Raw genomic sequence first — 12,432 nt, 5'->3', positions numbered from 1 at the left:
AGAGGGAATTGAATATGAACAAGATTATCATAACAACATTATTGCTTTGCACAGGATTTATCACTGCTGCGTGTGAAAAAAACTATAGCGTAGAAGATTTTAAGAAAGATAAAAACTTACTAAAAGAATGGAGATTGAAATGTGGATCGACAGGAACTTCAAAAAATTGTGTCAATTCACGATTAGCCAAGAAGGAACTTGAAACTGAAGAACGTAAAAAAGCTGACGAAAATTACGAAAAAGCTCTAGAGGAAATAAATAAAAGGCGAGAAGAACGAGAAGCAAAAGAGCGCGCTAAAGCCGAACAAAAAGAGAAAGAAGAAGCTGAAAGAAACGCTCAATAGTTGTTTTTGCAAAAAATAATAAAATGGATATTCAATGTCGTTAATGAATTACGTTCCTACGTACAGTGATATAGATGACCGTTTAATGAATACTCTTGGGGACTTGATGGATAAAACCATTAACTATCTTTCAAGTTCTTTATCCGCTCCTCTTGCAGCATCTTGTATAATCTATATTGCATTTATAGGTTACAACATTATGTATGGGCGTTCTTCTATGCCTTTATGGGATTTTATAGCAACAACCTTCAAACTTGCTATCGTTGTTACACTTACGACAAACGCCTCTCAATATAATGCCTGGATCAAAGATATATTTTTTACTGATTTGCCTAATGCCATTGCAAATGTCACACAAGGTGCAGCTTCTGATAAGAATGTCTGGGACAATATGATGAAACATGCTTCTGCACATGTTTTTGATGCAGCAAACGAGCACGACGGATGGACTGAAGTAGGGACGTATATTGTTAATTGGATTGCTGGTTTAATCTGTTTATTGATTGCTGCTTTTTTTAGCACTATTGGCTTTATCGTCACAATGTTTGCTAAACTTGGTTCATTTCTTGTCATATCGGTTGGACCGCTCTTCATAAGTCTTTATATGTTTTCAACAACAAGACGTTTTACAGAAGCGTGGTTAGGACAACTCGCAAACTTTATCATTTTGCAAGTATTGGTCACTTTGCTTGGTAACGTATATGTAAGTCTTGCGATAGATATTTTTTCGGGTGACATTAAAGATATCATGTTTTCTGTAATTCAATTTATGGTTATTGGCATTGGTGGCATTTATCTTTTCATTCATTTACCCGGAATTGCATCCGCTTTAGCTTCTGGAGGAGCAGCTCTTACGGGATCAACACATTTAGCTCACCATTCTAGTAGAGCAGCTGGACGTGGTGCTCTTGCAGCCGCTCGTTCTGGTATTAGCGGTCTAAGAGGTTTGGGGTCAAAGTCTAGAGGAGGTTAATACCACAAATGCGGGGTTTAAAAAAAATTGGGATTATCTTACCATTTCTCTTTCTGAGTGGCTGTATATCCTCACCAAACACACTGAAGTCACTCCCAAAGTGTGATGGATATTCTAAACGTCCACTCAATAGATCAATGTGGAATTGGGAAGGGAAAAAACCCACGCCCACGCCTATCATTATCAGTAAAAAAACACCCTCATCCGTAGAACAAGGCAAGCTGGAAACGCTTCTGGCACAAAAATTAACGGATGAAGAAATGAAATCTTACAAAAATTGCGGGCAAAAAGCATGAAAGAAAAAGCTGTAGAACAATATATTGCTGAAGCACGCTCATTTGATCAAGACCGCATGCTCGCCTCACGCCGCACCACCCGCGTCTCGCTTGCCATCGCCGGCATTTGCCGTTGCTGTTGCAATAATGTCCTCACTGGCGGTCATCACCCTTACGCCCCTTAAAACTGTAGAACCTTTTGTCATCCGCGTTGATAATTCAACCGGTATCGTTGAAGTTGTGGAAGCCTTAAAAGAAGGTCCCACCAATGTTGACGAAGCTATCACACGCTATTTTGCCGCAAAATACGTCCGTTCCCGTGAAGGTTTCACCGTAGAAGAAACGCAAAATAACTTCGAAACCGTCTCTCTCCTCTCTTCTCCTGAAGAACGAGAAAGATTTGCTGGATGGTATGGAGCGAGAAACCCACAGAGCCCACAAATTCTCTATAAAAATGCTATTGCAACAATCACTATAAAATCAATTTCCTTTATCAATGAAAATGTCGCCCAAGTGCGTTACTACAGAACTCTGCATAACAACGACAACAACAAAGAATTCATCACACACTGGGTTGCGACACTCACCTTTGAGTATACCAATGCCCCTATCTCTGTCCAAAACCGTTTGATAAATCCTCTAGGGTTTATCGTTAACGAATATAGAACTGATCCGGAAGTGGTCTACTGATCATGATAAAAAAATTCCTTTTTCTCATTCTTAGGATTGCTGTTACCTTTTCTTTGACGCATATAAGCTACGCGAGTATTTTTCCCACCCGCGCGCCAAGCGATAGTCGCATTCGTTTTGTCAATTATGATGCTTATAATGTCACAAAAATTATTGGCTCGATACGCTCCTCAGTCCAAATAGAATTTTCTGCCAATGAAGAAATTGCCCATGTGGCTATTGGCAACAGCGTCGCATGGGAAGTCGCTCCAGCAGGCAATATTCTTTTCCTAAAGGCAAGAGAAGTCCAACCCATTACCAATCTCCAAGTCGTCACCACAAAGCTTGATGGCTCAAAGCGCTCCTATCAATTTGAACTGATGATCAAAGATGGTGAAATTTCATCTGGACAAGAAACATATTTCCTTGTGAAATTTCGCTACCCACAAGAGGAAGCAGAACAAAGAAGACTTGCAGCCCTTATGCGACAAGAAAAAAAACAAGCCCAGCGTATTGATAGTGTCTTCAACGCTTATGAAACCTACGGACCACGCAATTGGGCTTACACCGCTCAAGGATCGAGCACGCTCGAACCCTCCTCCGTTTATGACAATGGCAAAACAACAACATTTACATTTCCAGACAACCAAGAAATCCCTGCCATTTATATTGTCAACAATGACGGAACAGAATCTCTGGTTCCAAAAACCACAAGAGGCAACATGGTTATTGTCCATGCCATTAGCGCGCACTTCACCCTAAGACAGGGAAAAAACGTCCTATGCATCTTTAACGAAGCATATCAACCAAAAGGCATAAATCCAGATACCGGAACAACCTCACCATCTGTTGAACGTAAGATTGCATCAGATCTTTAAATAAGCGGAATTGAAGGGGACAACGTATGAGTGATAAACCAATCATTGAAGATCGAGGATCAATTGAGGATGGCAAAAATAATACATCAAAATCGGATAAAAAAAGATAATCATTATTATAGCCTTTGTAGGGTTTTGCGCATATGTGCTTTGGAATATATTTTCAACACCACCAACACCAAAAGACACGGCAAATGTTCATAAAAAACAAGACTTTAATAACTCAGTTGCTCCATTAGAATTAGTTTCCGCTGAATCACGAGTAAACATTGCTCCAATTACACTACCGACACCATCAACAACACCAGAAAAAATAGTTAAAAAAGATCCTTTACTTGATGCAGCACAACGTGCTCCCGTATTGGCTTTTACGAGCAATTCCTCCCCTTCTTCAACTCAAATGCCGAGAAATAACTATAGTAATAATATAAGTGAAACTCCCAATAATGATTCACAAAGTTTCCCCTCACTTCTAAAGCCTACACAAATAGAAGGTACAAGAGCTGGGCTCATGGGAAATAGAAACTTTATCATTGCCATGGGAACTTCTATTCCCTGTATATTAGAAACCGCATTAAACAGTGACCAACCAGGCTTTGCAAGCTGCATAATCAACCGTGATATCCTCTCTGACAACGGGCGCGTTGTTTTACTTGATAAGGGAACACAAGTTGTTGGTGAATACCGAGGAGGGCTAAAAAAGGGTCAATCTCGCCTCTTTGTGCTCTGGACAAGAGCAAAAACACCAACCGGTGTCATCATCAATCTTGCATCTCCCGCAACTGACAGTTTAGGGAGAGCTGGTTTTGACGGCAACGTCAACACCCATTGGTGGGAACGCTTCAGTTCAGCATTATTACTCACCGTTGTTGATAGCGTTACAACAAACCTAACCAATAAAAAGAAAGGCAATTCTAACTCAGGTGGTGGTTTCAACAGCTCTGAAGCAAGCAATATCGGAAAAGATACAGCCACCGTTGCCCTTGAAAATCAAATCAACATCCCTCCCACCCTAGAAAAATTTCAAGGCGAATTCGTCAACATCTTTGTAGCAAGAGATCTCGATTTTTCATCTGTCTATAAACTAACCGTAAAGAGCAAAAGGAACCGCTCTACTCCCAGCTATTCCTTTTTTCATTAAGACAATAAAGTCACATTATGCCATCAGCCAAAAATGCAGAACGAGCTTCTATCGTTTTAACAAAATTAAAGATCTTAGATGACTTCCTCAATGATGAGAATTTATTTGAAATTGTTATCAATCGCCCCGGCGAAGTAATCGTTGAGGGTCCCAATGGTTGGCAAACCCACATCTTAAAAGAACTAACCTACAGCGAACTAGAAGGGATTGCAAAAGTTGTTGCTGCCTACACAACACAAAAAATCAGTGTAGAAAACCCCGTTCTCTCCGCAACACTACCAAACAACGAACGCATACAAATTGTTATGCCTCCAGCAGTTGCAGCCAATACCATTAGCATGACCATTCGTAAACCTTCATCACGCACTTTTTCTCTTGAAAGTTTACATGAAAACAATCTGTTTTCTGTCGCCCAAAACACCAGTTTCACACCTACGCAACAAATGACTGAACGGTTATCCGAACTCTCTGATACAGACAAAGAGCTAACAGATCTCTTTATCGCTAAAGATTTTTGCACCTTTTTAGAAAGAGCCGTTATTACACAACAAAATATCTTAATATCAGGCAAAACCGGTTCAGGGAAAACAACCCTCTCTAAAGCTTTAATTGCAAAAATCCCTGAATATGAACGAATTCTCACCATTGAGGACACGCCAGAACTTGTCGTTCCGCACGCCAATAAAGTCCAACTCTTTTATTCAAAAGATAACCAAGGCTTAGCAAAAGCAGGCGCAAAAGAACTTCTTGAATCTGGCTTACGCATGCGCCCCGACAGAATCCTTCTACAAGAGCTGCGTGATGGTACAGCTTTTTACTACATTCGTAATGTCAACTCTGGTCACCCCGGCTCCATTACCACCGTTCACGCCTCAACAGCCCTTGCAGCCTTTGAACAAATGACCCTTTTAGTCAAAGAAAGTGACGGTGGTGGTAATTTAGCACGCGATGATATCCGCGGCTTATTAATCTCGATGATAGATGTCATCATCCAATGCAAACGCCTGGAAGGAAAATTTCGTGTAACAGAAATCTATTACGATCCTTTCAAACGCCGTGATGCTTTTTAAAAACTGTCGAAATCACTTAAACAAATCCGAATGCGTTCCTGTTCTATCAAAATGGACATGATCATCACTAACAATGTAAATTAACAACCAATCTGGTTCTATATGAAGATCACGGCGTGGCTTCCAATTTCCTTGTAATGCATGATCATTTAACGCAGCCGGTAATTGCTTCTTATTGATTAATAAGTTGCATAACCTCCGTTAATTTTTGCATATCCTTTCCACGCTTTTCCGCTTTTTTCCTATCCTTTTTAAATTTACCAGAATAGCTTACAGAACGCATAATTAAATATCCAATTGCTTAAACAAATCCTCCACATCTTTTGCATAAAAAACATCTTCGCCTTTATCCGTTTTTTCAAAAGTTTCAAGCGTTTCCGCATTAGGAACATACATATCAAACGGCAATCCTCTTTCATTGACGACTTTAGTTAAAGCAATCCGTATAAAATCAGACACCGTAAGTCCTAGAGTCGCTAATATTTCATGGGCTTCTTTTTTCAAATTCTTATCTATGCGTGCTCGAACGACATCTTTTGAATCTACTGCTACACTCATAGTAAACCTCCTTTAGTTGCCTTCTTAATATATAGCACAATTGGGCTACAGAAGAAAGTTTCCTACGCCTTAAGTTTTTTCACACAATTGCATGACATCTTTTGACTTTGTTTGCGCTATCGCATTGATTTTCTCCTGTTGCCTCTGTTGCAAAAATTTAACAGCTGTTTGAAACTCGCTCATAAGCTTTTTATCCTGAGGCTGATTTTGGGGTATTGCTTTTGACAAGTCAAAGTCTTGTTTATGAATGGCATCTTGTCCAAAACGCTTATCTAAAGCACTTTGTAGCTTTAAAAACTCTTGATTGACCTGCTCTGGTATCTTTGAATAACTTTCACGTCCAGCTTCAACATTTTTCATAAAAGTCACTGCTTCTTGTGAAAGTGACGGAACCTCTACTTTTAACTGTTCACGCTCCCGTGTAACACTATCCATATGTATCTCATAAGAATTCTTATAAAAGGATTGAAGCTCTCTCATAGTAGAAACAGCAAGAGGAACATTGTAAAGCGCTTCTTTTCGTTCTTTTCCTGTAGGTTTGAGTTTATCGATTAAACGATCTGACCCACGCAGTTCACCAGCTTTCTCTGGAGACTTAGCTAGAATATCAGGAAGTTTATCCCCTTTACCCGCTAAAATTGTTTGCTCAATCCTAAGCGCAGCCTCTTGTGGATCTTTATAAATAGACGCTAAACGACTGTTTAATTTTTTAAACATATCAACGTAAGATTTTTCATTCCTGAGAGCGCTTAGCACCTTCTGTTCTAAATTAGAGTTATCCGTATAAGCAGCAAGGTATGGCTCTCGTTCTGTTGCTTTTGCAACAACATTCAAATCTTTTTGTGATTGTTCAACCTTGGGATCTTCTTTTTGAAGTCTGCTAAAAGCTGTCTTTGCTCTATCCCAAAGGACTTCAATCTTCTCTTTTTGTTTTAGTAACCATTCTTTATTGTTCTCAACATAAGAGACTATTTTCTCCCCAACACTTTGTGAAACATCAATCCCTCTATTCTTTGTAAATTTGGCTATATAATCTCTATAATCAGGAGATTCAGAAAAATCGAGAGTTGTTGTTTTAACACCAGACCTAGAAAGAGCTGCTACCAATTTTTCATAGGTATTTGCACGATCGGATTGTTTAATGCTACTAGCAAAAGAAGGATCACCACGTTCTATTAAATCCACATGAAAAACGTTTTGTCTAATCTCTTTATTGTTAACAACAACAGTCTCTTTATCTTGACGAATGGATATCTTATCACCAAGCTCTATACGAGCTCCATCTATAGCAGAGGGAAGATTTACCCCGTAAATACGCTCAACTCCACGGGAAGTTGCTATATCCGCATAAGGTGTTTTGCTTTTGGCGGTTTCACTAAAAGAAGCATACCCTGCTTCTACAAGTTCACCGGTGACTGTACCTTTAACCTGCTTGTGTTCATATAATCGAACGTTTTTAAAATCCTCTTCGGACACATAAAGATGTGACTGATATCTATGTCGAGACATAGAAACATATGCAAGATGTTGATCCATAGATGAGGAAGCTAAAACAAAAACATTATCAACGGTTACCCCCTGACTCTTATGGACAGTAGCTGCATATCCATGATCAATATTTTGATAAGTCTGATTGGAGAAAACAACCTCCTTACCAGAGTCAAGACGCACTTTTAAAAGCGGTTTTCCTCTTTCATTTTGTATTGACAAAACAGTTCCCAACATACCATTTTTAACTTTTTGCTTTCCTAATTCGGGGGCATATCTTTCTTCAAATTGAGCATTTTCAAGAAAGATAATTCTGTCACCAACAACAAATTCCCTATGCCCCTTAAGAGTATCAAAATTTGTGACGCTTGCACTATCTTCAAATTTAAGTAAACGAGCATCTTTAAGAACGGTTCGAATTTCTTCATTTAATTTTTTTACAGATGCATTCGTATGAGCAAGAACAAGTAATTCGTCACCCCGTAAAGTTTTTCCTTCTTCCTCACATTTTTTTTCTACTTTCCTTCGTGTATCCATCCAATCTTTAACAAGAGTATTTATGGCTTGGTCACGCGTTTTAGTCTCATGAATGAATCCTCTATTTTTATAATGGTCTAAAGCTGCCTTTACTTGTCCACGTGCAAACTGCCGTGATGCATCTTGCCCCCATTCTTCTTTTTGTCTCCTAATACCAGATAATTCTACATAACCAATATTATCAACTACAGCGCGAAATGCCGCTCCAGCCTCAATGGGTTGCAACTGCATATTATCACCAACAAGAATAATTTTAGCTCCTGCTTTTTCAATTTTTTGGACAAAATGCGAAAGTTGTTTTGAAGAAACCATACCAGCTTCATCAATGACAAAAACATCACCAACCCGTAATTCCTCCTTCTTATTTTTCCACGCTAATTCCCACGCAGCAAGAGTTTTACTTTTTATCTTTGAAGATTCTTCAAGACCTTCCGCAGCCTTACCCGCAAGAGCTGCACCAAATACACGCTTCCCACTATTAACCCACGCAATATTTGCAGCTTCCAATAGAGTTGACTTTCCAGCACCAGCATAACCAACAACAGCCGCAATACCTTTATCATCTGTAATATGCTGAACAGCTAATTTTTGTTCTTCTGAAAATTTAAATCTATTACTTTTATCTTTATTCTCAACAGACTTTATTGCCTCTAAAACCTGTCTATCTTTTACACCGTGTCCTGTCGTTTGAGACAACGAAACAACACTCCGCTCCATATCATATTCGGTTTTTAATATTTCCTTTGTAGAGTAAATCACTTTATAAGGATGAGAATGATCTTTGATCTTAACAAGATTATCGCTTTGTTCTAAACGCACCATAATATCATTAAAGTCATTCGCATTATCAACATATCGATTAATGATCTTAGCAAGATCACCACGATTAAATGTCGACTTCTCAAATGAAATCAACTTCAATACTTCATTAGGGTTTTCTCTGATGTTTTCTACAGATCTCTGTTTTATTTTTTCATTAGCTTGTACCGCATTGCTAGCAAGTCCTTTTTTACACATTGCATGAGCGGATTGTCCCAAGTGAATTGTTGGTTCTATGGATAAACCACGCTCTTTGTAAGAACGCATATCTACTTTTATATCATGACCTGCAAGTGCAAGATGCCTCGTTGCAATCTCACCCCATGAATTGCGTAAATCCTTCAATGCATCTTTATGACCTATAACGGTTTCATAAACTATACGCTCTTCTTTTCTTATAGCATTCCCTTGTCTATCACGAATAGTAACAAGAGATTTTTTTACTGTTCCATCTTCATTTAAGACAGCTATTTTTTTTGGACCAAAACCATTTTCTACAACAGGACGTAAAGTATGCATAATATGCACATGTGGATTTCCTTCCTTGTCATGATAAACCCAATCAGAAACAAGTCCACGTGATGAAAAGTTTTCTTTTACAAAGTCTTGTACAAGAGAAATATTTTGATCTCGTGATAACTCTAATGGCAACGCTATAACTATTTCTCTTGCCAACTGCCCATTCACGCGCTCACTATTTTGCACAGTGTTCCACAGCCATTCACTTTTTTTATCATTTGTGTCGAAATGACTGAGTTGTTTTGTAATCCATTTTGGAGAACTTTTTGGAATATCCATTTCTGAATGTACAAGGTCTTTATCTTTATCATATCTATGCGTATGAGATCCTTCTAACTCATCAAACATCCTTGTCCTATGGCGATAGGCGGCAGCCGAAATTGCTGATTTTCCAGCACAAATAATTTTAGCTTGTAAATGCGCACTTGCCATAAGATAAAATTACCAAAAATTGTGTTTATTTCACAGAAATAATCTATAGCATAAAACGTTTTATTTTAAAACGTATAATTGCGCCTTCAAAAATCTTTTGAAAAAAGACATTTTCAGGAGCGCATAAAATGCGCACTATTAAGTATTGTTATTAGAGATTTATTCTGTTAAGGGAAGATAAAGATTAACAAATAAAAGAGAATTTGAAATGTCACGTAAATCTTTAGAAAAACTTATGGAAGAAAAAAAAGCGCTTGAAGAAAAAAGTAAAAAACTTCTTGAAAAAATTAAAGCTGCTAAAAAACAAGAAGGGGAAAAAATTGCACTATTAGCAGCTGAAGCGGGATTAACAGAATTAAACATAACAAACGATCAATGGAAAAATATTTTCGAGGAGATTAAAGCCCGATTTCAAAAAGAACAGCAAAAAACTGAATAATCTCGGTAACTCTATAAAATCACTAAGACGCATTGAAAAAAGGGGAAGATTTTTGAGTGATGAAATAAGACGTAAAGATGCACGTGAAAAAATTATTCTAGGCGGACTTGTCGTAAAGGCTGGTCTCAGGGACGCAGATAAATCATTTATATTAGGATGTTTAATTCATGCTGCAAAACTTGATACAAATTCAAATGAATATAAAAATTTACAAAAAATAGGACAGTATGCTTTTGCTGATACGCGGGGTCAAAATGATAAGCAACCTAGATCGTAAACAAGTCATATTTTTAATATGCCCTTTCCTCTTTTCAATCATAATTCTTTTTCTTGTAAATATAACAATAAATGAAATTACAGAAAATGGTACTACCCCAGATGCTTATTGGTTTGTTCGTTCAAAACCTCTCGATATTCTCGTCCTTATTGCACTTTCATGTTCTTCATTTATTCTATTACAAAAAATACATATAAGAAAAAATATCACCATAGCGTCATTAATTGCCTTTTGTCTTTTTGCTGCCTACTACAGTATAAATGAATATATCAGATTAAGTCCTTATGTAGGACAAAATAACATGACATGGGCTGATGTTTTTCCTTTCTTTGATAGGATGGTTTTGAGCGGTTCAATCATTGGTATTATTATCCTTGGTTTCACAATGAATCTATCGTTGCCAAAAAAATCGCCTTTGAAAAAATCAAAAAATAAGATCTTCGGCGACTCTCAATGGATGAATATGAAAAAACTAGAAAGCATCTTTCCAAGCAATGGAGAAATCATAATAGGAGAACGATATCGAGTAGACGAAGATGTTGTTAAAGATGTCCAATTTAATCCTAAAGACAAAACAACATGGGGAAAAGGTGGCAACCAACCATTGTTAACATACAAACTTGATTTTGATTCAACGCATATGTTATTTTTTGCTGGTTCTGGGGGTTATAAAACAACCAGCAATGTTATTCCAACTTGTCTCAAATATTCCGGTCCACTGATCGTTTTTGATCCTTCAACTGAAATCGCTCCAATCGTTGAAGAAGCACGACAAAAATTAAACAAAAATACCGTACATGTTCTTGCTCCTCATGGAGCTTCAACAAAAACTTTTAATCCTTTAGATTGGTTATTAGATGAAAGCATTCCAGCCTATGAAAGGGAAGCGGGTTTAGTTGAAATTGCTAGACTCCTTCTTTCCGAAAACCATAAATCAACTTCAACCGATCAATTCTTTGTATCACACGCACATAATTTATTAACAGGACTACTTGCACATATCGTCTTTTCTGATGAGTACACGTTAGAGGCAAAAAACTTAAAAACTCTTCGTATGATTGTATCGGAACCAGAACCATCCGTGATTGGAAAATTGCAATCAATACAATCAAGTTCTTCATCGCAATTCATTCGTGAAACCCTTGGGGTCTTTACCAATATGGCACCGCAAACTTTCTCTGGTGTTTATGCTACGGCTTCTAAAGATACCCAATGGCTTTCCCTTGATAATTATGCCAATCTTATAAGTGGTAATGACTTTAAAACAACTGATATCGCAAAAGGAAATATCGATATCTTTTTGAATATTCCATCAAAAATTCTAAAATCTTACCCTGGTGTGGGACGTATTCTTGTTGGTTCTTTTCTCAAAGCTATGGAAGCCGCTAATGGAAACTATGAAAAAAGAGTCCTCTTTGTTTTAGATGAAATTGATCTGTTAGGATATATGAACATCTTAGAAGAAGCGCGTGACCGTGGGCGTAAGTATGGAATATCTCTCATGCTCTTTTACCAATCTGTAGGACAAATTGAACGTCACTTCGGTTCATCAGGTGCTATGGCATGGTTTGAAAGCTGTGCTTTTGTAAGTTATGCCGCTATTAAAGATATTAAAACGGCTGAAAATATATCAAAGGCATGTGGTAAAATGACTGTTGAAGTTCATGGCAAAAGCAAAACCATAGGGACATCAGGAGCAAAAGGAACTGAAAGTCTAAATGTCCAGCAGAGACCTTTAATTTATCCTCATGAAATTACCCAAGAAATGCGAAAAGACGAACAGATCATTCTCATGCAAGGGCAGCCCCCTATTCGTTGCGGACGTGCCATATATTTCAGAAGAAAGGATTTAAGGGCTCTTGCTAACAAAAATAGATTTGCTCCTAAATAATAATATCTCCTAAATAGAACTCTCTTCGTTCGTCCATAATTAATAAAATGAGAGGCTATCCGCCTCTCAAACTCTCCGTACGCTCACCAAAATCATGACATCAGATCCGCGTTTAATGAGGG

At 37.9% G+C, this 12,432-nt stretch carries 11 protein-coding genes and 2 pseudogenes; 10 read left to right on the top strand and 3 right to left on the bottom strand.

The window, feature by feature from the left end:
• The first annotated feature begins 14 nt into the window (after window positions 1-14).
• The 7 genes and pseudogenes from ACFIJS_RS07535 (at window position 15) to virB11 (ending at window position 5,350) form a co-directional block, all read left to right on the top strand.
• On the top strand, window positions 15-344 hold the full coding sequence (locus tag ACFIJS_RS07535; protein WP_375650972.1) for an EexN family lipoprotein: 330 nt from the start codon (window positions 15-17) through the stop codon (window positions 342-344).
• A gap of 34 nt (window positions 345-378) precedes the next feature.
• Window positions 379-1,317: a type IV secretion system protein gene (locus tag ACFIJS_RS07530; protein ID WP_375650970.1), complete on the top strand. Its 939-nt coding sequence runs from the start codon at window positions 379-381 to the stop codon at window positions 1,315-1,317.
• Window positions 1,318-1,325: 8 nt separating this feature from the next.
• Complete coding sequence (locus ACFIJS_RS07525; RefSeq protein WP_375650969.1) at window positions 1,326-1,613, top strand: type IV secretion protein VblB7; 288 nt, start codon at window positions 1,326-1,328, stop codon at window positions 1,611-1,613.
• A pseudogene (locus ACFIJS_RS07520) lies at window positions 1,610-2,282 on the top strand (virB8 family protein). The gene ACFIJS_RS07525 and the pseudogene ACFIJS_RS07520 overlap by 4 nt, the downstream one beginning before the upstream one ends.
• A gap of 2 nt (window positions 2,283-2,284) precedes the next feature.
• Entirely contained in the window at window positions 2,285-3,139 is an 855-nt protein-coding gene (virB9, locus tag ACFIJS_RS07515) for a P-type conjugative transfer protein VirB9 (RefSeq protein ID WP_375624147.1), read from the top strand.
• Between the two features lie 26 nt (window positions 3,140-3,165).
• Window positions 3,166-4,280, top strand: a pseudogene (gene virB10, locus ACFIJS_RS07510) (type IV secretion system protein VirB10).
• 17 nt (window positions 4,281-4,297) lie between these two features.
• A complete protein-coding gene (gene virB11 / locus ACFIJS_RS07505) occupies window positions 4,298-5,350 on the top strand; it encodes a P-type DNA transfer ATPase VirB11 (RefSeq protein WP_375624151.1) in 1,053 nt (350 codons plus the stop codon).
• A 12-nt stretch (window positions 5,351-5,362) separates the two neighbouring features.
• Here virB11 and ACFIJS_RS07500 read toward each other — a convergent pair whose 3' ends face one another.
• The 3 genes from ACFIJS_RS07500 to traA all read right to left on the bottom strand — a co-directional run bounded on the left by ACFIJS_RS07500 (window position 5,363) and on the right by traA (window position 9,703).
• The gene (locus ACFIJS_RS07500) at window positions 5,363-5,530 is read right to left on the bottom strand and encodes a type II toxin-antitoxin system YafQ family toxin (RefSeq protein WP_375624163.1); all 168 of its coding nucleotides are present in this window, start codon (window positions 5,528-5,530) and stop codon (window positions 5,363-5,365) included.
• A 105-nt stretch (window positions 5,531-5,635) separates the two neighbouring features.
• Window positions 5,636-5,908, bottom strand: coding sequence for a type II toxin-antitoxin system RelB/DinJ family antitoxin (locus tag ACFIJS_RS07495; protein ID WP_375624153.1), 273 nt, complete (start codon window positions 5,906-5,908; stop codon window positions 5,636-5,638).
• Window positions 5,909-5,977: 69 nt separating this feature from the next.
• Complete coding sequence (gene traA, locus ACFIJS_RS07490) at window positions 5,978-9,703, bottom strand: Ti-type conjugative transfer relaxase TraA (RefSeq protein WP_375650968.1); 3,726 nt, start codon at window positions 9,701-9,703, stop codon at window positions 5,978-5,980.
• 235 nt (window positions 9,704-9,938) lie between these two features.
• On the opposite strand from traA, the gene ACFIJS_RS07485 reads away from it, so the two are divergent.
• Genes ACFIJS_RS07485 through traG form a run of 3 tightly spaced genes read left to right on the top strand, consistent with a single transcriptional unit; the run spans window position 9,939 to window position 12,310 of the window.
• A complete protein-coding gene (locus ACFIJS_RS07485; RefSeq protein ID WP_375622559.1) occupies window positions 9,939-10,142 on the top strand; it encodes a TraC family protein in 204 nt (67 codons plus the stop codon).
• A 52-nt stretch (window positions 10,143-10,194) separates the two neighbouring features.
• Window positions 10,195-10,419: a conjugal transfer protein TraD gene (locus ACFIJS_RS07480; protein WP_375650966.1), complete on the top strand. Its 225-nt coding sequence runs from the start codon at window positions 10,195-10,197 to the stop codon at window positions 10,417-10,419.
• Entirely contained in the window at window positions 10,397-12,310 is a 1,914-nt protein-coding gene (gene traG / locus ACFIJS_RS07475; RefSeq protein WP_375650965.1) for a Ti-type conjugative transfer system protein TraG, read from the top strand. The genes ACFIJS_RS07480 and traG overlap by 23 nt, the downstream gene beginning before the upstream one ends.
• Window positions 12,311-12,432 lie beyond the last annotated feature (122 nt).

Source organism: Bartonella sp. OT172YNZD (genome assembly GCF_042193725.1).
In the GTDB taxonomy this organism is placed as follows: domain Bacteria; phylum Pseudomonadota; class Alphaproteobacteria; order Rhizobiales; family Rhizobiaceae; genus Bartonella; species Bartonella grahamii_A.
Note: the sequence above shows the minus strand (reverse complement) of the source record. Positions and strands in the feature narration are given on the sequence as shown.

Bases quoted from the DNA above. Each gene is read 5' to 3' on its own strand.
- ACFIJS_RS07535 (WP_375650972.1), top strand. From the start codon at position 15: ATGAACAAGATTATCATAACAACATTATTGCTTTGCACAGGATTTATC.
- ACFIJS_RS07530 (WP_375650970.1), top strand. From the start codon at position 379: ATGTCGTTAATGAATTACGTTCCTACGTACAGTGATATAGATGACCGT.
- ACFIJS_RS07525 (WP_375650969.1), top strand. From the start codon at position 1,326: ATGCGGGGTTTAAAAAAAATTGGGATTATCTTACCATTTCTCTTTCTG.
- virB9 (WP_375624147.1), top strand. From the start codon at position 2,285: ATGATAAAAAAATTCCTTTTTCTCATTCTTAGGATTGCTGTTACCTTT.
- virB11 (WP_375624151.1), top strand. From the start codon at position 4,298: ATGCCATCAGCCAAAAATGCAGAACGAGCTTCTATCGTTTTAACAAAA.
- ACFIJS_RS07495 (WP_375624153.1), bottom strand. From the start codon at position 5,908: ATGAGTGTAGCAGTAGATTCAAAAGATGTCGTTCGAGCACGCATAGAT.
- traA (WP_375650968.1), bottom strand. From the start codon at position 9,703: ATGGCAAGTGCGCATTTACAAGCTAAAATTATTTGTGCTGGAAAATCA.
- ACFIJS_RS07485 (WP_375622559.1), top strand. From the start codon at position 9,939: ATGGAAGAAAAAAAAGCGCTTGAAGAAAAAAGTAAAAAACTTCTTGAA.
- traG (WP_375650965.1), top strand. From the start codon at position 10,397: ATGATAAGCAACCTAGATCGTAAACAAGTCATATTTTTAATATGCCCT.